Raw genomic sequence first — 25,077 nt, forward strand, 5'->3', positions numbered from 1 at the left:
CTTTAGCGCCGCGCCTGCGGCCGCGCGCCGCCTTGGGCCTTGATCGCGCGCAGCACTTTTTCAGGTGTGATCGGCAGATCATCGATGCGGACGCCGACGGCGTTGAAGATCGCATTGGCAACCGCCGGCAGCACCGGGTTGGCGCACATCTCGCCGGGTCCCTTGGCGCCGAACGGGCCGTCGGGGGCAGGGCGCTCCAGCACGGCAATGTCGTGCGGGCAGATGTCGCCAGGGCCGGGCATCAGATATTCGACGAAGTCGCGCGGCCCGTGTACGGGCTCGGGATAATACGGCTCCGGCGTCTCGTACAACGCGTGGCTGACGCCCATCCAGGCGCCACCGACGAGCTGCTGCTCGACGAGGCGCGGATTGAGCGCGCGGCCGAGCTCATAGGCGGAATCCATCCTGACCATCGCGACCTCGCCGGTCTCGTCCTCGACCTCGACCTCGGCGACGAGACAGGCATGGGCGTAGCAGGTCGCGGGCGACATCTCGCCGGTTTCCGGATCGACGTCCGAGAGCGGCACCAGGAAGATGCCGCGACCGGAGATGGTCTTGCCCTGCTTGAACTGCGCGGCAATCGCGACGTCCTTGGTCGAGATCGAGCGATGCGGCGCGCCTTTGACGTGGATGTTGCCGCGACCGTCGGTCTCGAGATCGGCGGCGTTGACCTCCAGCTCTTCAGCGGCAGCTTCCATCATCACGCCGCGAGCTTCGCGCGCCGCCGTCATCACGGCATTGCCGACGCGGTGCGTGCCGCGCGAGGCGAACGAGCCCATGCAATGAGGGCCGGTGTCGGAATCGGCGGTGTCGACATAGACGTCCTCGATCGGCACGCCCAGCGTTTCTGCACAGATCTGCCGCGTCACCGACTTCATACCCTGGCCGAGATCGATCGACGACAGCGCCACCGTGAACTTGCCGCTCGGGTTGGAATGCACCAGCGCCTGGCTGGGGTCGCCGCCGAGATTCATGCCGATGGGATAGTTGACCGATGCGATGCCGCGTCCGCGATGCCGGGCCATCTAGCGCCTCCTGGTGCCGAAGACAGAGGAGAAGCGGGTGGCGCCATGCGAGGGTGCGGCCGGCCGCGGCGGAGTAGGCGGCGGCGCGGGCGGTGGCGGCTCGCGCGGCGGTTCGCGGGTGACGGTCGGCGGGAGCCGGTCGTAGCTGGTTCGCTGCTGAACAGGGACAGTTGGCCTTGCGCGGGAGTCCGTTGGGGTCGGCGGGATCACGGCGCGGTTGCCGCCGCCATCCTTGCGCGAGGACGCGCGCTTGAACTCGTCGCGCAGTGGCCATTTGGCCTTCTCGGCCGCGACCTGGACGCATTCGATCAGCGCAGTGTTCTTGGCCTCGCGCCGGTGCGCCTTCATGTCGCCATCGCGATAGGCGTTGAGGATCCGGAATTCCATCGGATCCATGCCGACGAGGTTGGCGAGCTTGTCCATCTGACACTCGATGGCAAAATCCATCGCGGTAACGCCGAAGCCGCGCATGGCGGTGGCCGGGGTGCGATTGGTGAAGACGCAATAGACGTCGCCGTAGACGTTCGGGATGGTGTAGGGCCCCGGCAGATGCGCCGCACATTTCACGGCGGCGTAGCTGGACAGGCGCGTATAGGCGCCGCTGTCGAAATAAGCGCGGACCTTGCGCGCGACGATGCGGCCATCGCGCATCACGCCGTCCTTGATGTAGATGCGCTCGGCGCCGCGCGGTGGGCCGTATTGCATTTCCTCCTCGCGGCCGAACACGTAGCGCACGGGCCGCCCGGTCAGCATTGCCCCGAGGATGGCGAGCGGTTCTGTCAAGGTGTCGACCTTGCCGCCAAATCCGCCGCCGACCGTGCCGCCGATGAAGTGGAAGGTGTTGGAGGGCACGTCCAGGATCTTGGCGCAGGTGTCGACCGAGAAGAACAGCGCCTGGGTCGAGGTGTAGACCACGTAGCGCCCGTTGGTATCGGGCGCCGCAATCGCGCCGTTGGTCTCGGTCGGCGCGTGCTCGATCGGCGACATCTGATAGCGCTGCTCGAGCACGTGATCGGCGGTCGCGAGCGCCGCGTCGGCATCGCCGAAGCGCAGCCTCTGGTGATCGTAGGTCTCGTGATAGGTGAACGTGTTCTTCGGATAGGTCTCGTTGACCACGGGGGCGCCTGGCTTCAGCGCGTCCTCGACGTCGAACACAGCCGGCAGCGGCTCGTAGTCGATCCTGACTTTCGCGATCGCCTCGAACGCCTCGCGCTCGCTGTCGGCGACGATGGCAAGGATCGGCTCGCCCTTGTAGCGGACCTTGTCGACCGCGAGCGACGGCTCGTCGTCCTTGCCAAAATTGATCAAGCTGAGCAGCGTGTTGAGATTGACCGGCACATCAGTGCCGCGAATGATCCGGCGCACCCCGGCCGAACGCTCGGCCTCTGATGTATCGATGCGGCGAATGCGTGCATGGGCCTGCGTTGAGCGGACGACCTTCAGATGCAGCATGCCCTGGAGCTTGTGATCGCCAAAGTAGCTCGACGTGCCCGTGACATGGCCGAGCATGTCCTGGCGCTGCGTGCCCTTGCCGATTTCCTTCAAATTGTCGTCGCGCTCGTCGACGAAAATGTCCTTGCGCAATTCCAGCATGATCGCACTTCCTAGGCACTGATCCGGCCGCCGGCAGCGGCGAGAATGGCATTGATGATCGGCTCATAGCCGGTGCAACGGCAGATATTGCCCGAGATGGCCTCGATGACCTCGTCACGGCTTGGCGCGGGATTGCGGTCGAGCAGCGCCTTCGCGGCCATCAGCATGCCCGGCGTGCAATAGCCGCACTGGGCCGCGAAATTGTCGGCGAAGGCGCGTTGGAGCGGGTGCAGGTTGGGGCCCTGTTTCATGCCGTCGAGCGTCTCGATGGAGCGGCCCGCGACCGTCTCCGCCAGCGTCAGGCAGGAGAGGTGGAGCTCGCCGTCAACAAGCACGCTGCAGGTGCCGCAACCGCCCTGGCCACAGCCGAATTTGGGTGTCATGTCGCCGATCAGCTCGCGCAGTGCGACCAGCAAATTGGTGCCGCCGTCGACGAAGATCGCGACGTCGCGGCCGTTGTGACGAAATTGCAGGGGAATCTTCGACATGGCGATCTAGTCCTGTCCCGACAGCAGGCGGCGCAGATGCACGCCGACGATCTCGCGGCGATACCAGGCGCTGCCGAGTGCGTTGTCGGCTGGTGATGTTCCCTCGGTGGCGGCGGACGCAGCGGCTGCGATGGTTGCGGCATCCAGCGAGCGACCCTCAAGGGCCCGCTCGGCAGCGCGGGCACGGATCTGCGTTGGCGCCATCGAGCCGAGCGCGACCCGCGCGCCGGCGATGCGGCCGCCGGAGATTGGCAGATGCGCGGCCAGCGTGATGACCGAGCCGCCCTTCGGCTTGATGCGCGCGATCTTGCGATAGCGGAACGCCTCGGTGCTCGCCGGTCGGGTGCAGGAGACCGATAGCACCAGGGTCCCGGCCTGCCGATCGCGCGATTGCAAGAACTCCTCGATTGGAATATCGCGCGAGCCGAAGCCGCCAGCGACAGCGACGGACGCATCGAGCGCCAGCAGCGCCACGGTGAAATCGCCATAAGGATTTGGTGCGAACAGATTGCCGCCGACGGTGCCCATATTGCGGACCGCGGGGCCGCCGATCGAACGGGCAGGGGCGTGCAGGAAGCCGAGGTCGCGTTCGGCAAGCACGCGCGCGAAGGTCACGCCGGCGCCGAGCGTGATGCGCGGGCCCGAGGCGTCAATGCGGGTCAGCGCTTGGTCCTGGGCGCGGACGACGGTCGAGATCGACACATCGCCCTCGTTCAGCGCCCGCATCACCAGCGTGCCGCCGCCGAGATAGCGCGCGCTGCGGTCCGAGGACAGCGCACCGGCCGCCTCGCTGGCGCTTGAAAAGGTCTTCACGGTCACGGCCATCTAGGCGGCCTCCTTCAGTTGCCGGCGGATTGCGTCGAACCCGGCCTGGTAAATGTCCTCGGCCACCATGAGGGTGATGCGGTCGCGATCCTCGGGCCTGGTGGTGAAGCGCGATTCCCAATGCCAGAAGGTGCGATCGCCGTCGGTGACCGGCAGCAGGCGGACATGGGCGACGTAGTTGAACATCGGAATCGGGGTGTCGAGCAGGCAGTAGCTGAAGCTTTGTTCGAGGTCCGACAAGGCCAGCAATTGCTCGCGCAGCTCGGCGCCATCCCTCAGCTTGAATCGCCTGATACAGCCGATCTTGTCGGAAGGATGCGCGCGCTCGATCGAAGAGGTCGCAACCGCCGGATGCCAGCGATCATGCCCGTTGAAATCGCGCAGCAGCGCCCACGCTGCATCTGTCGACGCATCCAGGATGGTACTTTTGACGATATGCGGCACAGCCGTCAGCCTCCGAAAACGCGCTTCAGGGCATCGAACCCGCCCTGGAAGACGCCGCCGCCGATATTGCCGACGAGCTCGGCCTCGCGTTCCGGCGCGCAGTCGAACTCGGCGGTCCATTCGACAAAGGTCTGGTCGCCGTCGGTGACGGGCGTGAGCCGCAGGGTCGCGACGTAGTTCTCGACGCCCATCGGCGATTCCAGGATCGAGTAGGTGCAGAACATGTCGTAGTCGGAGAGGCCGAGCAGCTTCTCGCGCATGCGGTCGCCGTTGCGCAGGCGAAAATCGCGCACGCATCCGATCTTATCCGAGGGCTCGCCGCCCTCGATCCGGCTCTCGGCGATGGCCGGATGCCAGTTCGGCAGTCCGTTGAAGTCGCGCACGCGTGCCCAGACGCGGTCGTTGCGCGCATTGACGACGGTAGAGACGTAGACGCGGGCCATGGGGTCAGACCTCAGCTCTTCTTCCGCGGACCGCGCTCGGCCGGCGGTTCACCGCCACCTTCTGTCGTGGGTGGCGCTGCCGCCGGCTTGTCGCCGCTGCCCTTGCGTGCGGAATCCTTGATGCCCTGCATGTCCCGCGCCTCGCGGATCAGTCCCGGCATCTTGGCGAGGCTGCCGCCCTCGACGCCAATATCCGACAGGATGGAGTCGATCAGCGGCGCCTGGACGCGGTAGCGCAGCGCGGAGTCGATCACCTCGTCGGTGGCGCTGCGGCCGCCATTGCCGCCATTGCCGTTGCCGTTGAGGCCGTCGACCTGGAGGATGCGGATGCCTTCGATCTTCTCCATCGGTTTGACGCTCTCGCGCACGATGCCCTCGATGCGGTCGAGCAGTTTTCTGCGGAACAGCGAGTAGCGCGCCTGGTCGGTGAGCACGTTCTCGGCCTCGTTGAGCATCCGCTGCGCCTCGGCCTCGACCGCGGCGCGGACACGCTCGGCTTCGGCGGCGATCCGCGTCTCCTCTGCCTGCTTCTCCGCGAGAAGCACCTCGACCGTCTTGCGGCGTTTTGCGATCTCGCTCTCGCGGGCGGTGACGACGCGCTCGGCCGCTTCGGTCGCGCGCATGCGGGCCTCTTCGGCCGCGGCACGCGCTGCTGACTCTTCGAGCGACTTCTGATGAATGGCAATCGCCTTCTCCATCAGGACGGTCTCGACCTCCTTCTCGCGATTGACCTCCAATTTGCGCAGCTCGCGCTCGCGGCCGATCCGGGCCTCGTCGAGGCCGCGATCGGAAGCGATGCGGGCGCGTTCGACCTCCTCGCGGGAGGCGATCTCGGCCTCCTGCAGCGACTGGACGCGTGCGACCTCGAGCTGCTCGATCGCGCGCCGCCGTTCCAGGCGCGCGGCTTCCAGCGCCTGCTCGCGCGAGACATCGGTGGTCTCGACCTCCTTGCGGGCGACGATCTCGGCCTGCCGCACCTGTCGGTCCGCATCGATCCGCTCGGACTTCTTCGCCGAGAGGGCGATGACGCGGTCCTCGTCCGCGATCTCGATCGCTTTCTTCTGCTCGATGTTGAGCACCTCACGCTTCTTGGACGAGTTGATCCGCTCGGCCTCCAGCGCGAGATCGACGGTAATGCGCTGGCGCTCGATCGCGTCGCGCCGCTTCAGCTCGGCCGCCTCGAGAATGCCGGTCCGTTCGATTTCCAGTGAACGCGTGTCGCGTTCGGCCTGGATCCGCTCGGCGGCGACCGCCTTCTCCTGGGCGATGCGGGCTGCTTCGATGGCCTCGCGGGAGGCGATGTCGGCTTCCTCGACGGCGCGGTTGCGGGCGATCTCGAGCGAGCGCACGCGCTCTTCCTGCGCGATGCGGCTGGCCTCGGTGGTCTCGCGCGCGGCAATGCCGGCGACATCGAGCGCCTGATTGCGCTCGATTTCCAGCTGCCGCGTGTTCTGTTCGGCGGCGATGCGCTCGGCGGCGAGGGTGCGTTCGCGGCCGATGCGGGCGGCTTCGACCGCGCGCTGCGCCTCGATTTCGGCCTCCTGGATGGTGCGCACCTGCTGGATCTCCAGCGCGCGGGTGCGCTCGTCGGAGGAGATGCGCTCGACATTGACGATCAATGTTTGGGCGATGCGCGCCTTTTCGGTGGCCTCACGCGCGGCAATCTCGGCTTCGTCCACGGCTCGCGTGCGCTCGATCTCGCGTCGCCGCGTTTCCTCCTCGTTGGCGATGCGGGCATCGGTGACGACGCGGTCCTGCTGGATGCGGGCCTTCTCGATGGCTTCGCGCGCCGCGATTTCGGCTTCCTCGACGGTGCGCATCCGCTCGATCTCGCGCTGACGGACCTCGCGCTCGGAGGCGATGCGGGTCGTGTCGATCGAGCGCTGGTTGGCAATCCTTGTCTTCTCGATCTCCTCGCGCGCCAGCAGCTCCTTCTCCTCGATGGTGCGGGTGCGCTCGATCTCCTTCTGGCGCGTCTCGCGCTCGGAGGCGATGCGGGCTTCTGCAATGGCTTGGTCGTTGGCGATGCGGGCACGCTCGATGGCTTCGCGCGCGGAAATCTGCGCCTGCTCGGCCTCGGTCTCGCGCAGGGCCCGTTCGCGGGCGACTTCCGTGCGCTGCAGCGCGCGGCGCATCTCGATATCGCGTTCCTGCTCGAGGCGCGCTGTCTCGCTTTCGCGCTCGATCTGGAGAGCCTGCCGCTCGGCTTCGAGATTGCGGGTGCGGATCTTGATCATCGAGTCCTGCTCGATGTCGTTGCGCAGCTTGCGCCTTTGTTCGATATCCTCCATCAGCCGGGTCAGGCCTTCGGCGTCGAAGCGGTTCGAAGGATTGAAGAATTCGAGGTCGGTCTGGTCGAGATCGGTGATGGCGACGGATTCGAGTTCGAGGCCGTTCTGGGCGAGGGCTTCCGCCGCATTGGTCTTGACCCGGGCGACATAATCGCCGCGGCGCTCATGCATCTCCTCCATGGTCATTTCGGAGGCGACGGAGCGGATCGCGGAAATGAACTTGCCTGCGAGCAACGTGTGGAGCTGTTCCGGCTCCATGGTGCGGCGCCCGAGCGTTGCAGCTGCAATCGAGACGGCTTCGCGGGTGGGCTGCACGCGGACGTAGAAGTCGGCCTCGATGTCGACGCGCATGCGGTCGCGGGTGATGACGGCATCCTGCCGCGACCGTACGATGCCCATGGGCAGCACGTTCATATTCACGGGCGTGTAGGCGTGGATGAAGGGCAGCACGAAGGCGCCGCCGTTGATCACCACGCGCTCGCCGAGGAAACCGGTCCGGACGAACGACACCTCCTTCGAGGAACGTTGATAGAGCCAGTTGACGATATAGACGCCAACCACGATCACGATAACAGCGACGATCAGCCAGAGGATGAGCTCGCCGACCAGGATCCCTGACATGTGTTTCCCTCCCTCGATCTTTCAGGCGTTATGGCGCGCCGATCGCCTTGAATTTGCGGACCTGCTCCGTCAAAGCGCGCTCCACCGGCAGTCGCTCCATCGAGGAGGCGCCGTAAAAGCCGTGGCAGTAACGGGTGTTCTTCATGATGAAATCTGCGTCCGCGGGGTCGGCGATCGGGCCGCCATGAGCGAGCACCAGGATGTCCGGATTGACGCTGAGTGCGGCCGAGGCCCAGGTGTCGATACGCGCGGGGCAATCCGTCAGCTTGGGCGCGGTCTGCGCGCCGATCGTGCCGCCGGTTGTGAGCCCGAGATGACAGACGATGATGTCGGCGCCGGCGATCGCCATCGCGGCGGCTTCCTTTTCGCTGAAGACGTAAGGAGTCGTCAGGAGGTCTTTCTCGCGTGCCTTGGCGATCATGTCGATCTCCAGCGCATAGGACATGCCGGTCTCTTCGAGATTGGCGCGGAAGACACCGTCGATCAGCCCGACGGTCGGAAAGTTCTGCACGCCGGCGAAGCCGAGCGCCTTGAGCTGGTCGAGGAACACGTCCATGTCGCGGAACGGATCGGTGCCGTTGACGCCGGCGAGCACCGGCGTCTTGCTGACCACCGGCAGCACTTCGCCGGCCATCTCCAGCACGATGGCATTGGCGTCGCCATACGGCATCAACCCTGCGAGCGAGCCGCGCCCGGCCATGCGGTAACGCCCGGAATTGTAGATGACGATGAGATCGACGCCACCGGCTTCCTCGCATTTGGCCGACAGGCCGGTGCCGGCGCCGCCGCCGACGATGGGCTCGCCGCGCTTCGCCATCTCACGAAACCGTTTCAACAAGGCTGCGCGTTCAAACCGGGCCATCTATCACCTCGCTAATCTCCGGCGCGCCCCGGCACGGCCGAACAGCGTTCGGAATGCACTCACGATGGTCGAGGCGAACTCGGGATCGTTGATGTTTTGCTTGAGGCGGATCAGTTGCCGGTTGCCGGTCTGCCGCACGGTGCGCTCCAGCGCGCGGAACAGGGCGGCATCGGCTTCCGGATCCCAGAATGGCTGGCCGCGCGCATCGAGCGCGGAGACGCCGCCCTCGGGCAGGAAGAAGCGCACCGGGCCGTCCATCTGGTTGAGCCGCTCGCCGATCCAGCGCCCGATACGCTCGTTCTCCCCCACTGTCGTCCGCATCAACGTCACCTGCGGATTGTGAACGTGGAATTTGCGGCCGCGGTAGCGCTCGGGGATGGTGTCGGGTGCGCCGAAATTGACCATGTCGAGCGCGCCGACCGAGCCGACATAGGGCACGCGGGTGCGGATAACGGCGCCGAAGCGGTCTTCGGTGGCGGGGAACACGCCGCCCATCAAGAGGTCGCAGATTTCCGTCGTGGTGAGATCGATGATTCCGGCGAGCTGGCCGGACTCCACCAGCTTTTCCATCGAGCGGCCGCCGACACCGGTAGCGTGGAAGACGAGACACTCGAAGTCGTCGCGCAAGTCGGCGGCAATCCTCTGCACCGACGGCGTGGTGACGCCGAACATGGTGATGCCGACCGACGGCAGGGCGGCGCTCGCACTTCGCTCGCTGGTCTCACGCTGATCGAGTCGCGCCTTGACCATGCCGGCGATCGCATGGGCGCCATTCGACAGCACGGCGCGCGAGATCGAATTGAGACCCTGCACGTCGGTGACCGAATACATCATGGTGATATCGGCAGGACCGACATAGGGCCCGACGTCGCCCGAGGCGACCGAGGAGATGATCAGTTTTGGCACGCCGACCGGAAGGGCGCGCATGGCCGGCGCGACCAGCGATGCCGCGCCCGAGCCGCCCGCCGAGATCACGCCGGCGATATTGCCCTGGCGCTTGGTCCAGTTCGCGAACGCATCCGCCATCGCCGTCACCGCAACACCGCGGTCCGGGCCGAACACGGCAGAGCCGCCGCGGCCGTGATTCAGCGCGATCTCCTGGGCCGAGACATCGCATGTGGCCTGCTTGCCGCTGGTGGAGACGTCCACCAGCCGCGTGCGCAGGCCGGTCTCGGCGACGATATCTCTGATAAAGCGCAGCTCGCTGCCCTTGGTGTCGAGCGTGCCGACGACCAGCACGACCGGCGGTCCTGATGTCTGCGCCGTCGCCGGCTCCCGCTTGCGCCGCGCCGTCTCGTCGAGGCGCGCGACCTGCGTCGAGAGCGTGCGAGCCGCCGCCTCGATGCGTCCGATCGGGACCGGCTGCGACCAGCGGGTCGGCGGCACAGGGTTGGAGATGTAGATGCGGATCGGGCCGCCAGCGCGTGACGGCTGCGGGGCGGGCTTGGTTTCGCCGTTATTGGCGGGCGCATCGATCTCGGGCTCGAGCTCGGCATGAAGCCCGACGCCGAGCAGCCGCTGCTGCAGCTCGCGGTCGGCGGCCAGCCGCACGGAGTCGATGATGCGGTTGATGCGACCGTTGACCATGATCGCGACATTGCGCGAGATCGCAGTGGCGACGCCAATGTTCTGCTCGATCACGAGCACGGACATGTCGCCGTCCTCGCCGAGCTGGATCAGCATCTCCTCGACCTGGGCGACGATGACGGGCGCAAGTCCCTCGGTCGGCTCGTCCATGATCAGCAGATGCGGATTGGTCAGCAGCGCGCGCGAGATCGCGAGCATCTGCTGCTCGCCGCCGGAGAGCTGGCCGCCGCCGTGATCCCGCCGCTCGGCGAGCCGCGGAAAGGTGTCGTAGATGCGCTCGACCGTCCAGGCGCCAGCGCGTATGCCGCCGGCCAGCCGCAGATGTTCGTCGACGCTGAGCGAGCGCCAGAGCCGGCGGCCCTGCGGCACATAGCCGACGCCGAGGCGCGCTATCTGGGCCGGCGGTCGCCGGGTGATGTCCTCGCCGCGCACGCGGATCGAGCCCCCGCTGACGGGCACCAGGCCCATGATCGCCTTGCACAGCGTGGTCTTGCCCATGCCGTTGCGGCCGACGACGGAGAACACGCCGGTATCGAGCGAGAGATCGACGCCCTGCAGCGCGTGCGAATGGCCGTAATAAACGTCGAGACCCCGGACCTCGAGTGCTGCAGGGGAGCGGCGGACCTCACTCATGGCCGCCTCCGAGATAGAGTTCCTGCACCTCGGGGTCGGACTGGATCTCTTCCGGCACGCCTTCCTTGAAAATGCGGCCGTTGTGCATCATCGTCACGCTCTCGACGACGCGCAGCGCCACGTCCATGTCATGCTCGATGATGATGTAGCCGATATGGGCCGGCAGCGAGGTGAGGATCTCCACCAGCTCGGCCCGTTCGGTCGGCGAGAGACCGGCGGCCGGCTCGTCGAACAGCACGAAACGCGGGGCACCGGCGAGCGCCAGCGCGATCTCGAGCTGGCGCTGCTGCCCATGCGCAAGCTCGGCGACGCGCTGGTCCTTCACCCCACCCAGATGCACGGCCTGCACCAGGCTGTCGGCGGCGTGCATCAGCGCATCGTTCTGACCCGGCCGCAGGAAGGAGAACCTGCCGCGCGAGACGCCGCGGCAGGCGAGATAGACATTGTCCTGCACGGTGAGGCCGGGAAACAACGCAGAGATCTGATAGGTACGCCTGAGCCCGCGCCGGATGCGCTCATAAGGCGGGAAGTGCGTGACGTCCTCGCCGAAAAAGCGGATCGTGCCTGAGGTCGGCGGGAAGTCGCCGGTGATGCAGTTGAACAGCGTGGTCTTGCCGGCACCATTGGAGCCGAGCACGGCGCGCCGTTCGCCGGGTCGCACCGTGATGGTGATGTCGGTGAGCGCCGCCAGCGCGCCGAACAGCCGGGTGACGCCGCGCAGCTCGAGCGCTGCACCGGCACCGACCGCGGAGAGGCGCTGGGCGACGCTATCCATGGCTGCGCCCTCCACCCGGGCGATCCGGCTGAAGACGATGGCTCTGGCGCCAACGCTGCCACAGGCCGATGACGCCGTCCGACGACCAGAACACGATGGCGAGGAAGCCGAGCCCGATCAGCAGGCGAAAGCGATTGCCGTCGAGCCCGATCTTGACCAGGAAGTCGAGCGCAAATGTCCGCAGGAGTACGAACACCAGCGCGCCGATATACGGACCGACCGGCCGCGTGATGCCGCCGACGACGGCAATGATGAGGATATCGATGCAGGCGCCGACGCTGACCGAGCCCGGCGAAATCTGGCGATAGTTCCAGACTTGGAGGACACCCGCGAGGCCTGCGATGAAGGAGGCGACCGCATAGGCCGCGACGCGATGCGCATTGACGTTGAAGCCGAGCGCGGCCATGCGGCGCGGATTGTCGCGGACGCCCTGGAGTGCCAGGCCGAACGGTGCACGGGAGATGTAGTCCACCGCGAAGTAGCAGAGCGCGGCGATCGCCAGCACGACATAGTAGAAGGGAATGTCGGCCCGCCAGTCGACGCCCCAGAAGTGCGGCGTTGCGACATTGTTGATGCCGGTGTGGCCGTTGAAGATCGCCCAGTTCTGGTTGGTGAAGTAGTAGAAGGCCGCGCCGATCGCGAGCGTGATCATGATGGTGTAGATGCCCTCGGTGCGCACCGCGAGCGCGCCGCCGAGCGTGCCGAAGATCGTCGCCAGCGTCAGCGCCAACGGCACGGCCAGCCACCACGGCCAGCCCAGGCTGATATTGGCATTGCCGCTGACGCCGAACACCGCGACCATATAGGCGCAGAAGCCCGCAATGGTGAGCTGCATCAGGCTGACCATGCCGCCATAACCGGCGAGAAACATCAGGCTGAGCGCCATGGTGCCGAGGATCAGCGTGGTCGCAAATATTTCGATCAGAAAGAAGCCGTTGGCGATCAAGGGCATGATCAGGAGGATGATCGCCACGATCCAGACCGCGGGATTGTCGGCGTCGGGCCAGCTGCGAACGGCCGGCCGCTGCACCGTCGAGGCGGGGGGGCGGATCTGAATGCGCGCATCGTGGGTGACCGACATGTCAGCGCCTCGCAAGCAGGCCCTGCGGCCGAAGCGCCAGCACCAGCACCATGATCAGGAAGGTCACGACGATGGCGTAGGTCGGGATGTAGACCGAGCCGAGCTGCTCGGCGAGGCCGATGATCAGCGCGCCGAGCGCGGCCCCCGGGATCGAGCCCATGCCGCCGACGATCACGACGACGAGGGAGGCAAGCAGGAAGCGGATATCCTCGCCGGGTGAGAGCGACTGGAAAGTGCCCCCGACCACGCCGGCAATGCCGGCAAGCCCGGCGCCGAGGGCGAAGACCAGCACGAAGACGATCTGGATGCGTACGCCGGTTGCGGCAAGAATGTCGCGATCATCGACGCCGGCGCGGATGATCATCCCGATCCGGGTGCGGTTGAGTGCGAGCCACATCGCGATGCCGATGATGACCGAGGCCAGGAAGATCACGAGCCGCACCAGCGGATAGCGCAAGTAAACCGGCTCGCCCGAGGATTTCACCGCGGTGATCAGCGGCAGCTCGATCGGACCGATCAGCCAACTCGGAGTCTGGATCTGGTAGAAGTCGCCGCCGCAAGCCCACAACATGAGATCGGCAAACACGATCGAGAGCCCGATCGTCACCATGGTCTGGCGCAGATCCTGGCCCTCCATGCGGCGGAACACGAGGACCTGGAGCAGCACGCCGACCAGCGCCGTCAGGACGAAGGCGACGATGAAGGAGAGAATCCAGGACCCGGTCGAGGCGCTGATGGCATAGCCCACATAGCCACCGAACAGATAGAGCGAGCCATGGGCAAGGTTGACGTTGCGCATCAGGCCGAAGATCAGCGTGAAGCCGCTGGCAACGAGAAAATATAGGCCGCCGAGCGTGATGCCGTTGAAGAGCGCGTTGAGGAACACCCGCTTGCGGCCGATGGCCTCTTCAAGTCCGGGCGGCCACACCGCGAAGATCAGCCACAGCGCCACTGCGACCGCGATGATGACGATCAGTGCCCAGGCAGGATGGCGCTCGACAAAGCGGGTCATGGCGTCACTCGCCCCGCTCGTGACGGCCGCCATCACACCTCAAATGCAGGTCGGACAGCCCTGTGCAGGCTGCGTACCTCGCCATGGACGTGCGTCCTCCCCGGACATGCGATCCTCTTTTCGGGATCGCGTTCTGCCCATCTTAATAGCGGTGGCGGGGGCGCATTTGATCGTGAGTATCTTTTCGCGCGCCCGTCAGGCGCGCAAAACCTTGGCCGCGCGGCGATAATCGGTCGGCGCCATGCCGACATTGGCAGCGAAGAAGCGGGTGAAACCACTCTGCGAGGAGAAGCCGAGATCGAAGCCGATATCGGCGATCGCCGCCTCGCTCGCCACCAACGCCTCGAGCGCCTGCTCCATCATCAGCGTGTTGAGATAGAGGTGGGGCGTCACGCCGGTCTGGGTGCGAAACAGCCGGTAGAAGTGCGGCCGCGACAGCCCGGATTCGCGTGCGATGGTGTCGAGCTCGATCTCGGCACCTGGGCTCTCCGACATCATCTTGATGCATTTGCGCACCCGGAAATCGGTGACGGCGCCGTTGGCACGCGGATCGCGCGCGATCCTCGCCTGCTGCCAGCTTTCGTCGTAGCACACGTCGATCAGCCGTCTCAGCTCGCCATCGAGGCTGCTGAGCGAGGGGGCACCGCACACGAGTGCGGCTGCGTGCCGGATTTGCCTGTCCAGCGCCGCCGAGCGCGTGAACTGCGTCCGACCGAAACGCAGCCGGTCGGCGCCGGGCACATCGGGCGCGAACCACTCCGCATTGACGTAAAGCACGAAGAAGACCGCGCCGCCGTCGAGGTCGGAGGGCAGGAAATTATGCGGCTCCCATGGATTGACTGCAACCACGGAACCTTCGGTGAGCTCGTATCGTCCATCGCTGACATCGATGGATGCGGGACGCCCTCCGACATGGAAGATCAAATGACCCTCGCGATGCGCGTGGATATTGAAAGGGCGGTTCAACTGATAGACCGTCGCCCGGCCGAAGCGGCCGTGGAAGACGGCGAGCGCGCGGCTCATGCCTTCCCTCCCGGTAGCTCTTGCTTTTTTTGTAGCGTTCAACAACCTGGGAGAGAATGCAAGGGGATGCAAATATCGCACCCCTTTACAAATCTCTCCCTGGTCAGTCATCGCTCGCGAACGAGACTACGTCAGTACTTCTTACATTCCGGCACTGTACGGCTTGGCAAACCGATTTTGGCGAACACCGCGGGGTCGTAGCCCAGCGTCTGGTTCACGTTGGGGATCACCTTCACGACCTTCGAGAACAGTGCGCCCTTTCCATCGTCGACCACCTCAGTGACGAAGTTGGTGCCGATCGCCTGGCGGTTGGAGTCGAGCTTGATCTTGCCGTTGGGAGCATCGAGCTCGATCTTGGCCAGGGCTTCCTTGTACTTGGCCTGGTTATTGGAGAGATCTCCATTGACCTGACGGAGCGCCAGGATCAACGCCATCGTCGAGCCATAGTAATTGGTGGCGAGCAGCGACGGGCTCGGGAAGCGCTTGTTCGGCGGGAAGGCGTCCTGATAGTCCTTCACGAACTTCTGCCAGCCGGGATCCTCCCAGGTATCGGCCTGGCCGCTCGCGGCCAGCGTGCCGATCAGGGCGCTCTTGGCATTGCCCTTGGACGACAGGATGGTCTGGTCGATCATGATGGAGCCACCCATCAGATGCGCCTTACCGCCGGCCTGCTGATACTGGTTGAGGAAGTTGACGGCATCCGCGCCGCCAAGGCCGAGATAGATCGCATCGACATCGTCGGGTAGGGCGGCGATGACCGAGGCAAAGTCCTTGGTGCCGAGTGGCACCCATTGCCGGTTGGTGACCTGGCCCCCGGCGCCGCAAAATTCGAGCACGAGGCCGAACACCTGGGTGTAGATGAACGAATAGTCCTCCCCGACGGTCGCGATCTTGCGGTAGCCCTTGGTTTCATAGGCATATTTGCCGAGGCCCACCTGCCACTGAGCGCCGTCCATGTTGTAGCGGAAGAAATTCGGGGCAGGATCGACATAGGTCGTTTCCTGGGCGCCCGAGGCGGCGTTGATGAAGGTCAGCTCGGGGTGGGTCTTGGCGAAGTTCTTGACCGCGATGCCTTCGTCGCCGGACAGAGGCGACAGCAGGATCTGCACCTTGTCCTGCTCGATCAGCTTTCGCACGGCGCGGACCGCGGAGTCCGGCGTTGCGTCGGTCGAGGCAATGACGAATTCGAGTTCCTTGTCGCCGACCTTCTTGCCGAGGACGTTGAGAGCGGTCTGGAAGCCACGGATGCCGTCTTCGCCAAGTACGGTGTAGGTACCTTCGAGCGTCGCGGTGACGCCGACCTTGATCTTTTCCTGTGCGAAGGCGGTGCCCGACAATAGCAGGCTGCTCAACGCAATCAGTCCTAGACTGCCTTTCAACATTGCTCTCCTCCCTGGGGCGTCCTCGTCGTTGTTTGTCACGGTACCCGCGAGTCCGCCGCATGGTGCGGCGTTCCTGCAGGGCCAGCGCTTCTTGGGATCAAAGCTAACCGAACTCGGATGCAGTGCACGCGTCGAAGCCTTGTGTGGCTTAACGGGTAGTCTCATTTTGAATGGTGCGTCGCAAATCGTTCCGCGGTGCAATAGGCTCGCCATAGGGTGGAACGGGCCGGCGTTTCGTCTGACGTCACGTGCGGATCACAAAGCCCTTGGCGAGGTGATTCCGCACGAAATAGATCAGTGCGATTCCGGGGACGAGGGCGAGGACGGTCATGGCCATGACGAGGCCGAAATCGGTGCGGAAGCCGAACAGAGCATTGATGGCCATGGTGATCGGCTTGCCGCCTGTGGTCGTCAGGATGCGGGCCAGCACCACCTCCACCCAGGAGAAGATGAAGCAGAAGAACGCAGTCACGCCGATGCCTGGCCTGATCGCCGGAACAAGGTGGCGGAAGAAGAAGCCGGGCAGCGAATGGCCGTCCAGGAAGGCCATCTCGTCGAACTCGCGCGGCACCGAGGCGATGAAACCCTCCAGGATCCAGATCGCGATCGGAATGTTGAAGACGCAGTGAACCAGCGCGATGCCGACCGGGGTGTTCTCCAAGCCGATCTGCGCGAACATGACGAAGATCGGCAGCGACAGCACGACCGTCGGCGTGATGCGAAACACCAGCAGCAGGAAGAACAGCTGCCGGTCGCCGACGAAGCTGTAGCGGGCGAACGCATAGGCGGCGGGCAATCCGACGCCGAGGCAAAGTGCGACGTTCAGGACGACATAGATTACGGAGTTGAGAATCGATTGTTTCAGAACCGGCGAATGCAGGATGTTCTGGTAGTTGACGAGGCTAAAATGCCCCCCCTGCAATTCCGGCTCTGGGCAAGGTGGATATGAGGCTGGTGATGATCGTCTGCGCCAGCGGCACCAGGACGAAGGCGCCGACCAAGGTGAACAGGGCGATCCGCCCGGCCGATGTCAGCGACTTCACCTGGCGGGCTCCATCGCGACGGGCGCCCTTGTGCTCGTGGCCGCCTTGAAGGTCCACGCGACCGTCAGGACGATCAGGAAATAGACCATCGAGCGGGCGGCTGACGGTCCGTAGTTGAACGCCTGAATCTCCTCGCCGAGATCGAGACTGAGGAATGCGGTGGCGCTGTCGGGGCCTCCGGCGTTGATGCGGAAGGCTTCGACGTAGATCATGAAGCTGTCCATGAAGCGAAGCAGAACCGCCATCGACAGCACGGTCTTCATCTTCGGCAGCTGGATGAAGCGAAACACCTGCCATTGCGATGCGGCATCGATGGCTGCGGCCTGATAGTAGGCGGGCGAAATGCTGGAGATGCCGGCATAGGCCAGCACGACGACCAGGCCGAGCCAATGCCAGGTGTCCATCACGACAAGCACGATCCAGGTGTGCAGCGCATTGAACTTGTAATCGAAACCCGCGCCCAACCAGGCCAGCGAACGGCCGGCAAGACCGGCATCGGGATTAATGAAGTTGAGCCAGATCACCGGGATCATGTTCCAGGGCACCACCAGCGGCAGGGTGATCAGGACGAGGACGATGCTGACGATGAAGCGATGCGATCGCTGCAGCAAAAGCGCAATCCAGATGCCGATCGGCAACTGGATCGAGAGCACGATGGCCGAGAACAGAAAGCTTCGCGCCAGGCTCGCGTAGAAGCGCTCCGACGCGACGATGTTGTGGTACCAGTCGAGGCCGACCCAATAGGGATTGTTCAGGCTGAACAGGTCCTGGAAGGAGTAATTGGTGACGGCGATCAGAGGGAGGATGCCGACGAAGGTCATGATGATCAGCGCGGGGAGCACCAGGAACCAGGCTCTGTTGTCGTAGGGCTTCATTTCGAACGATTGCAACGGGGACGCGCCCGGGCACGAAAAAAGGGCCTCGATTGACACCGAGGCCCTTCAGCATTCCCGATCGAGCGTGAGTTAGCGCCTCACACGGTCCAAATCCAAGAGACAGCAGCGCAGCCCAGTTCCGCGCGGTGCTCATGCGCGGTTGGTCAGCTCCGATACCAGCTCCCCAGATTCCAAGTCGTGACATCCCAGCCCGAGATGTCGGTCATGAGGTTGTTGACAGCGCCGCCGACGATGTAGCGCGACAGCAGCGGGAGAAATACGTCTGCTTCGCAGAAGATCTCGTTGACCTTGATCAGCAGCGCGGCGCGCTTGACCGGGTCGAGCTCCTGCTGCGCGGCCTTGTAGGCCTTGTCGGCTCCGGGATCGGACCAGCGCGAGACGTTGCGTCCGAGCCATTTATTGTCCTTATTGGCGATTTCCCAGGAGACGCATTGGTTCAGGAACCGCTCGGGGTCGGGCTGCGGCATCGTCGTGTTGTACATCTCCATGTCGCAATAGAATTTCGAGTAGGTGTCGGGGTTGCCGACATCAGACGAGAAGAACACTGATGCGGTGACCGACTTGAGCTCGATCTCGATGCCGGCTTTCTGGCAGGCCTGCTTGACGATGGCCTGCGTCTTCTGCCGGGGGGCGTTTGTCGAGGTCTGGAAGACATATTTGAGCTTCTTGCCGTCCTTCTCTCGGATGCCGTCCGCGCCCATCTTCCAGCCGGCCTCGTCGAGAATCTTGTTCGCCTTGTCGATGTTGAACTCGTAAGCAAGCTTGGGCGACTTGAACTGCGTGGGCTGGTTGACGAAGCTCGCGGTTGCGACGGCGGCGCGGCCGTATATGAATTTCTGGATTCCGTCGCGGTCGATCAGCAGGTTGAGCGCCCGGCGCACCGCCGGGTCCGACAGCGTCGGATGCTTGGTCTTCGCGTTGGAGCGCTCACCATCGACCTCGGTCCATGGATCGGTCGTGTTGAGGATGATGAACTCGACACCGCCGGCCGTCGTGAACTCCACCTTGCCCTTGCCGCCGGCCTCCATGCGCTTGAGGATCTCGTCCTCGACCAGCAGGTTCCAGGCATAGTCGTATTCGCCGGTCTGCAGCACGGCGCGCGCCGCAGAGACCGCGTCGCCGCCGCCCTTGATCTCGAACGTGTCGAAATACGGCTGGTTCTTGACATGATAGTCGGGATTGCGTTCGGCCCGGACCAGATCGCCCGGCTTGAACTCGACGAATTTGTAGGGACCGGTGCCGACCGGCTTCAGATTGCCCGGCGCATCGCGCGACTTCGCGCCGACGTAGTCGGCGAAATGATGTTTCGGCAGGATCTGGCCGATCGCACCGACGAAGGGATCGGCCCAGAACGGGGTCGGCGCCTTGAAGACCACCTTGACGGTGTGATCGTCGATCTTCTCGACCGTGATGTTCTGATAGGACCCGGTGGTGTAGGCAGCGGTGGCGAGATCGGCGGCGTAAGCCCACGTGAAGACGACGTCGTCGGCGGTGAACGGCTTGCCGTCATGCCACTTCACGCCCTGCTTCAGCTTCCAGATCACGCTGGTGCCGTCGGCCGAGAGGCCGCCACTGGCTTTGGTCGGGACTTCGGCGGCAAGGCAGGGGATGAGGTTGCCGTCCCTGTCCCAGCCGGCGAGCGGCTCGAAGAAGACGCGTGAGGCGACCTGGTCCTTGGTGCCGAGCGCGAAATGCGGATTGAGCAGGGTGGGGGCCTGCCAGACCAGCATCTTGAGCGGACCGCCGCCGCCGGCCTTGGTCGGCTTGTAGGCGAGCGTGGCGTCGGCCATCGCCACGTCGTTCCAGAGCAGGATCTGGCTGGCGACCGGCGCAGCGATCCCGACCGCGGCCATGGACTGGATGAACGAGCGCCGCGACAGCGTCCCCTGCTTCACCTCCGCGATGAATCCGCGGATGTCGTTTTCGTCCATCAGATGACCTCCACCTGCCGCAAGAACAGTCGTCACCGGCAGGTCATCATGTTGCATCGGGCACGAGGCGGCAATGCCGACGATGGTGGAAAGCGGTGCGACGAAATGGCGAGCAAGGACCGCGGGCTGTCCACCCAGAGAATGAGAAGGCGCATCTCCAAATTCGAACGCAGACAGAAGATCGATGCCGTTGCACCTTGCTCCGTCATTGCGAGCGCAGCGACGCAATCCAGGATTCCTCCGCGGAACGACTCTGGATTCGCTGCGCTCGCAATGACGCGGTGGAAACCGCGTGCCCCAAGGCCTGCAATCAGTGGATGCCGCCATGCGCGCGGTTCCGCGCATCGGTATTCCGTTGCCCTGCACACGGGCCTCATTATATTGGCGCAACGATTGCAACCGGAGCTGCCTGCGCGGCGCTCCGCGAGTGAGGGCCACGCGATGGACGATACGATTGGCTTCCCCGACCCCGGCCTCGATTTGTCGGATGGATTCAAGCCGCATACCTCGCATTGGGGCGTGTTTTCGGCGCGCAACGGCGCGGCCGGGCTGGAGGTGAGGGCCTATGCGGGCGATCCCGATCCGAACGGCATCATCGACAATTTCCCGGGCGCCTTGCGCCATCAGGCACGCGTCGCCCAGCCGGCCATCCGCCGTGGCTGGCTCGAGCGCGGACCCGGTCCGGATAACAGGCGCGGCCGCGACGAATTCGTCTCCGTCAGCTGGGAGAAGGCGCTCGATCTGCTCGGCGACGAGCTGGCGCGCATCCGCGACACGCGCGGCCCCGGCGCCGTGTTCGGCGGCTCCTATGGCTGGGCCAGCGCGGGCCGCTTCCATCACGCGCAGAGCCAGGTGCACCGCTTCCTCAACATCGCGATGGGCGGCTATGTCCGCTCGGTGAATTCCTATTCCTCCGGCGCCTCCTCGGTGCTGCTGCCGCAGATCATGGCGGGCTATGAGGACATCACCAAACGCAACGTCACCTGGCAGCAGATCGCTGCTGAGACCGAGATCGTGCTCGCGTTCGGCGGTATGGCGCTGAAGAACTCCATGGTGGCCGGCGGCTCGATCAGCAAGCATGTCGAGCGCGGCGCGATGGCGGCGGCGCGCCGGCGCGGCTGCGAGTTCATCCTGATGAGCCCGCTCCGCGAAGACCTGCCGGTCGAAGCCGGCGCGGAATGGATGACTTGCATCCCCGGCACCGATACCGCGCTGATGCTCGGCATGGTCCACACGTTGGTCAGCGAAGGCCTGCACGACCAGGCCTTCCTCGATCGCTACACCGAGGGTTGGCCGGTGTTCTTGCGCTATCTCACCGGCGAGGGCGACGGCCAGGCCAAGGATGCCGCGTGGGCGGCTGCGATCTGCGGTATCGACGCCAATGCGATCCGCAACCTGGCGCGGCGGCTTGTCGGCAAGCGCGCGCTCATCACCGTCTCGCATTCGCTGCAGCGCGCCGAGCACGGCGAGCAGCCGGTGTGGATGGGCATGGTGCTCGCGGCGGCGCTCGGCCAGATCGGCCTTCCCGGTGGCGGGTACGCCTATTCGCTGGGCGCGATCGGCTATTATGGGCGCCGCGTCAACGACGCGCCGGGGCCGACGCTCGGGCAGGGGCGCAACGGCGTCAGGGATTTCATTCCGGTCGCGCGCATCGCCGACATGCTGCTCAATCCCGGCAGCACCTATCGCTACAATGGCGAGACCCGTACCTATCCGGACATCCGCCTGGTCTACTGGGCCGGCGGCAATCCCTTCCATCACCACCAGGACATCAACCGCCTGCGCAAGGCGTTTTCGCAAGTCGACACGCTCGTGGTGCACGAGCTCGCCTGGACCGCGACCGCGCGCCACGCCGATATCGTGCTGCCCTCGACCATGACGCTGGAGCGCGACGATATCGGCTATTCCAGCAACGACCCGCTGATGGTCGCGATGCACCGCATCGCCGAGCCGTTCGGGCTTGCGCGTGACGATTACGAGATCTTTGCCGACCTCGCCGATCGCCTCGGCGCCCGCGAGCCGTTCACCGACGGGCGCACCTCGCGGCAATGGCTGGAGCATCTCTACGAGCCGACTCGCGCCTCGCTGGCCAAGCGCGGCCTGGAAGCTCCGAGCTTCGAGGAGTTCTGGCGGCGCGGCAGCCTGGTCGTGCCGCAGCAGCCCGATGATGGTGGCCGCTTACGCAGCTTCCGCGAGGATCCGGTTGCGCATCCGCTGCCGACGCCGAGCGGACGCATCGAGATTTACTCCGCGAAAATCGCCGGGCATGGCGATGCGGATTGTCCGGGCCATCCGGTCTGGCTCGAAAAGAGCGATATGCCGAGGCCCGGTGCGCCGTGCTTCCTCGTCGCCAACCAGCCGGTGACGAGGCTGCACAGCCAGCTCGACTTCGGCGGACATTCGCTTGGCGCCAAGCACCGCGGCCGCGAGGTCGCGCGGATGAATCCGCGCGATGCGAACGCGCGTGGCATCGTGGAGGGCGACATCATCCGCCTGTGCAACGAGCGCGGCGCCTGTCTCGCCGCCGTTCACGTCACCGACGACATTGCACCTGGCGTCGTGCAGCTGCCGACCGGCGCCTGGTACGATCCGATGGATCCTGAAGACGACGCCCCGCTCTGCGTCCACGGCAATCCGAACGTGCTCACGCGGGACATCGGCACCTCGTCTTTTGCGCAAGGCTGTACCGGCCAGCTCACGACGGTGGAGGTTGAGAAGTTCACCGGCAATCTGCCGCCGATCCGGGCGTTTGATCCGGTGTAGCGGTCTTACGCGCAGGCCCACGCGTCAGCGCTCGCTCGCGATTGTCACCGCCGCCTCCGCCGCATTCTCCAGGATCTCGTCGGACAATTTCTTGTCGTTGACCGCGCGCGCCAATTGCAGCGCACCGACCATGGTCGAATAGATCGCGATCGCCTTGCGCCGCCGCTCTTTCGCCGAGCCCTGCCCGATCTGCTCGGCCATCAGCCCGATGATGTCAGCGACCTTGCCGGTGAAAGCATCGCGCGTCGCCTTGGGATGTCGCGCGATCTCCGCCACCAGCGCGGCGGTCGGGCAGCCGTTGCCGGCATGGTCGCGATGCCGCGTCGAAAGGTACTCGCGGATCGTGGTCTCCAGCGCGATGCCGTTCTCGAGGTTGGCCTTGTGCCGCTCCTCGCGCCTTGTGAGCGCGTCATTCAGCACTTCTCGCACCAGGTCCTCCTTGGAGGCGAAGTGCGTGTAGAAGGCGCCGTTGGTGAGTCCCGCCTCCGACATGATGCCGGCGAGGCCGACTGCGGCGATCCCACTCTCGCGGAACTGGGCGGAGGCGACATCGAGGATGTGCCGGCGGGTTTCGTCCTTGTGACCTTTGTCGTAGCGCATGGTCCTCACTCGCTCCTGACGCCGGCCTCGGGGCACGGCCACGGGATCGTGAGCGATCTGCTATTGCATTACGGTCATAATAGCGCATTATGATCGTAATGCAATGGGCTGCAGCCCGGAAAAGACAACAGGACCGCAGGAATGTCAGTCGAGGACGCTATCGCCCCGCCCGTCTCCACAATGGACACGCCTGCGCCCGGCGCGATCGCGCCCCGTCCCGTCGCAACGTCCGCCGACCAGCGCCGCGCTGCGTTGCTGACCGCCCCGATCCTGCCGACGTTGTTCAAGCTTGCGGCGCCGACCGTGACCGTCCTGGTGGCGCAGACCGCGGTGAATATCGCCGAAGCCTACTATGTCGGCCTCCTCGGCACCGATGCGCTGGCCGGTGCGGCGCTGGTGTTCCCGATCTTCATGCTGATGACGATGATGTCGAACGGCGGGTTCGGCTCCGGCGTCGCCTCGTCGGTGGCGCGCGCGGTCGGCGCTGGCCGCCGGGGCGATGCCGATGCGGCGCTGTTCCATGCGATCGTGCTTGCGATCATCGCGGGTGCGGTGTTCACGCTGGGCATCCGGCTCGGCGGCCCGGCACTGTTTCGCATGCTCGGCGGCCGCGACGGTGCGCTCGATGCCGCCATCACCTATTCCGATAATCTCTTCGCCGGCGCGATTCCGGCCTGGATCGTCAATCTCCAGGCGGCCGCGCTGCGCGGCTCCGGCAATGTCAAGGTCCCGGCGCTGGTCACGCTGGTCGGCGCGGTCGTGACGATTCCGGTCTCGCCGCTGCTGATCTTCGGCTTCGGACCCATCCCGAGCCTCGGCATCGCCGGTGCCGGTCTCGCTTTCGGCCTCTATTACGGCGCGGCGATGCTGTTTCTGTTGCGCTACATGTCCTCCGGGGCGTCGGGCTTGCGGCTGCACATCGTGCCGCTCCGTGCAAAGATCTTCGGCGATATGCTGAAGGTCGGCATCCCCACCGCTTTCAACGCCGTGTTGACCAACCTCACCGTCATCCTCGTCACCGGCGCGGTCGGCCTGTTCGGCACCTCGGCGCTCGCCGGCTACGGTATCGCCTCGCGGCTCGACTACATCATGATCCCGCTGCTGTTCGGTATCAGCACGGCGACTCTGACCATGGTCGGCGTCAACATGGGCGCCGGCCAGACTGCGCGGGCGCAAAGGATCGGCTGGGTCAGCGGCGCTGCCGGCCTGATCATGACCGGCTCCATCGGTCTGCTGGTCGCGATCTTTCCGACAGCCTGGCTTCATCTATTCAGCCACGACGCTGATGTCGTGAGCGAGGGCATGACCTACTTGCGCATCGTCGCGCCGGCCTATGCGGCGCTGGGTTTTGGTTTCGTCACCTCGTTCGCAGCGCAGGGCACGGGCCGGGCGATGGGCCCGCTGATGTCCGCGGTCGCACGCATCCTGATCGCCGCCGGCGGTGGCTGGATTGCGGTGACGTATTTCGGTGCGGGCATGGCCGGGCTTGCCGCCATGGTCACCGCGGCGATTGCCGCCTATGCCGTGATCTGCGTGCTGATCATGCTGTCCCCGTCGACCTGGCGCGCCGAGCCGCGGGCCTAGGTAGGGCTTGCGCGCGGCTGGCCTCGGCGCCAATCTGCATTCGTTTCCCGTTTGATGGCGAATGGAGAAGCGTTGCCCGCAGCAGGCGGTCAATATGGATTTTCATTTCATTGATTTCGCCCGGCGGAGAAGCGAATACGGTTCGTGTTGCTATTGCCGTGTTATGGAGACCATC

21 protein-coding genes are annotated in these 25,077 nt (G+C 65.2%); 2 read left to right on the forward strand and 19 right to left on the reverse strand.

Translation table 11 applies throughout. The features are described from left to right. Positions 1 to 2: 2 nt before the first annotated feature. From BM374_RS23530 to BM374_RS23610, 18 genes are all read right to left on the reverse strand, one after another. A complete protein-coding gene (locus BM374_RS23530) occupies positions 3 to 1,025 on the reverse strand; it encodes a xanthine dehydrogenase family protein molybdopterin-binding subunit (protein ID WP_092297324.1) in 1,023 nt (340 codons plus the stop codon). Continuing rightward, positions 1,026 to 2,618 carry a xanthine dehydrogenase family protein molybdopterin-binding subunit gene (locus BM374_RS23535; RefSeq protein ID WP_092297327.1) on the reverse strand — a complete coding sequence of 531 codons (1,593 nt, stop codon included), beginning with the start codon at positions 2,616 to 2,618 and terminating at the stop codon, positions 1,026 to 1,028. Positions 2,619 to 2,629: 11 nt separating this feature from the next. Beyond that, positions 2,630 to 3,106 (reverse strand): (2Fe-2S)-binding protein, encoded by a 477-nt coding sequence (locus BM374_RS23540; RefSeq protein WP_092297329.1) that lies wholly within the window; start codon positions 3,104 to 3,106, stop codon positions 2,630 to 2,632. A 6-nt stretch (positions 3,107 to 3,112) separates the two neighbouring features. After that, positions 3,113 to 3,931: an FAD binding domain-containing protein gene (locus tag BM374_RS23545; protein ID WP_092297332.1), complete on the reverse strand. Its 819-nt coding sequence runs from the start codon at positions 3,929 to 3,931 to the stop codon at positions 3,113 to 3,115. Next, the gene (locus tag BM374_RS23550; RefSeq protein ID WP_092297336.1) at positions 3,932 to 4,375 is read right to left on the reverse strand and encodes an SRPBCC family protein; all 444 of its coding nucleotides are present in this window, start codon (positions 4,373 to 4,375) and stop codon (positions 3,932 to 3,934) included. Between the two features lie 5 nt (positions 4,376 to 4,380). Then, positions 4,381 to 4,818 (reverse strand): SRPBCC family protein, encoded by a 438-nt coding sequence (locus BM374_RS23555; protein ID WP_092297339.1) that lies wholly within the window; start codon positions 4,816 to 4,818, stop codon positions 4,381 to 4,383. A gap of 11 nt (positions 4,819 to 4,829) precedes the next feature. Further along, complete coding sequence (locus BM374_RS23560; RefSeq protein WP_092297342.1) at positions 4,830 to 7,730, reverse strand: flotillin family protein; 2,901 nt, start codon at positions 7,728 to 7,730, stop codon at positions 4,830 to 4,832. 28 nt (positions 7,731 to 7,758) lie between these two features. Beyond that, positions 7,759 to 8,592: a phosphoenolpyruvate hydrolase family protein gene (locus BM374_RS23565; protein ID WP_092297345.1), complete on the reverse strand. Its 834-nt coding sequence runs from the start codon at positions 8,590 to 8,592 to the stop codon at positions 7,759 to 7,761. A 3-nt stretch (positions 8,593 to 8,595) separates the two neighbouring features. Then, positions 8,596 to 10,812, reverse strand: a complete 2,217-nt coding sequence (locus tag BM374_RS23570) for an ABC transporter permease (protein ID WP_092297348.1) — start codon at positions 10,810 to 10,812, stop codon at positions 8,596 to 8,598. Further along, positions 10,805 to 11,587: an ABC transporter ATP-binding protein gene (locus tag BM374_RS23575; RefSeq protein WP_092297351.1), complete on the reverse strand. Its 783-nt coding sequence runs from the start codon at positions 11,585 to 11,587 to the stop codon at positions 10,805 to 10,807. The genes BM374_RS23570 and BM374_RS23575 overlap by 8 nt, the downstream gene beginning before the upstream one ends. Beyond that, entirely contained in the window at positions 11,580 to 12,668 is a 1,089-nt protein-coding gene (locus tag BM374_RS23580; protein WP_092297354.1) for a branched-chain amino acid ABC transporter permease, read from the reverse strand. Before BM374_RS23580 ends, BM374_RS23575 begins: the two co-directional genes overlap by 8 nt. A 1-nt stretch (position 12,669) precedes the next feature. Continuing rightward, positions 12,670 to 13,680 carry a branched-chain amino acid ABC transporter permease gene (locus BM374_RS23585; protein ID WP_092298013.1) on the reverse strand — a complete coding sequence of 337 codons (1,011 nt, stop codon included), beginning with the start codon at positions 13,678 to 13,680 and terminating at the stop codon, positions 12,670 to 12,672. Between the two features lie 195 nt (positions 13,681 to 13,875). After that, entirely contained in the window at positions 13,876 to 14,703 is an 828-nt protein-coding gene (locus BM374_RS23590; RefSeq protein WP_092297357.1) for a helix-turn-helix transcriptional regulator, read from the reverse strand. Positions 14,704 to 14,834: 131 nt separating this feature from the next. After that, complete coding sequence (locus BM374_RS23595) at positions 14,835 to 16,085, reverse strand: ABC transporter substrate-binding protein (protein ID WP_092297360.1); 1,251 nt, start codon at positions 16,083 to 16,085, stop codon at positions 14,835 to 14,837. Positions 16,086 to 16,329: 244 nt separating this feature from the next. Then, on the reverse strand, positions 16,330 to 17,007 hold the full coding sequence (locus BM374_RS23600) for a carbohydrate ABC transporter permease (protein ID WP_210188590.1): 678 nt from the start codon (positions 17,005 to 17,007) through the stop codon (positions 16,330 to 16,332). After that, positions 16,988 to 17,128: a hypothetical protein gene (locus tag BM374_RS39190; RefSeq protein WP_210188591.1), complete on the reverse strand. Its 141-nt coding sequence runs from the start codon at positions 17,126 to 17,128 to the stop codon at positions 16,988 to 16,990. Before BM374_RS39190 ends, BM374_RS23600 begins: the two co-directional genes overlap by 20 nt. After that, positions 17,125 to 18,003: a carbohydrate ABC transporter permease gene (locus BM374_RS23605; protein ID WP_092298016.1), complete on the reverse strand. Its 879-nt coding sequence runs from the start codon at positions 18,001 to 18,003 to the stop codon at positions 17,125 to 17,127. Before BM374_RS23605 ends, BM374_RS39190 begins: the two co-directional genes overlap by 4 nt. 164 nt (positions 18,004 to 18,167) lie before the next feature. Further along, complete coding sequence (locus BM374_RS23610) at positions 18,168 to 19,955, reverse strand: peptide ABC transporter substrate-binding protein (protein ID WP_177248489.1); 1,788 nt, start codon at positions 19,953 to 19,955, stop codon at positions 18,168 to 18,170. 441 nt (positions 19,956 to 20,396) lie between these two features. Here BM374_RS23610 and BM374_RS23615 point away from each other — a divergent pair, with 441 nt between their 5' ends. Beyond that, positions 20,397 to 22,718, forward strand: a complete 2,322-nt coding sequence (locus tag BM374_RS23615) for a molybdopterin guanine dinucleotide-containing S/N-oxide reductase (RefSeq protein WP_092298019.1) — start codon at positions 20,397 to 20,399, stop codon at positions 22,716 to 22,718. 24 nt (positions 22,719 to 22,742) lie between these two features. On the opposite strand, the gene BM374_RS23620 is transcribed toward BM374_RS23615, so the two are convergent. After that, entirely contained in the window at positions 22,743 to 23,318 is a 576-nt protein-coding gene (locus BM374_RS23620; RefSeq protein WP_092298021.1) for a TetR/AcrR family transcriptional regulator, read from the reverse strand. 141 nt (positions 23,319 to 23,459) lie between these two features. On the opposite strand from BM374_RS23620, the gene BM374_RS23625 reads away from it, so the two are divergent. Next, positions 23,460 to 24,902 carry an MATE family efflux transporter gene (locus BM374_RS23625; RefSeq protein ID WP_092297366.1) on the forward strand — a complete coding sequence of 481 codons (1,443 nt, stop codon included), beginning with the start codon at positions 23,460 to 23,462 and terminating at the stop codon, positions 24,900 to 24,902. Positions 24,903 to 25,077 lie beyond the last annotated feature (175 nt).

The organism is Bradyrhizobium sp. Ghvi (assembly GCF_900115265.1).
GTDB lineage: Bacteria > Pseudomonadota > Alphaproteobacteria > Rhizobiales > Xanthobacteraceae > Bradyrhizobium.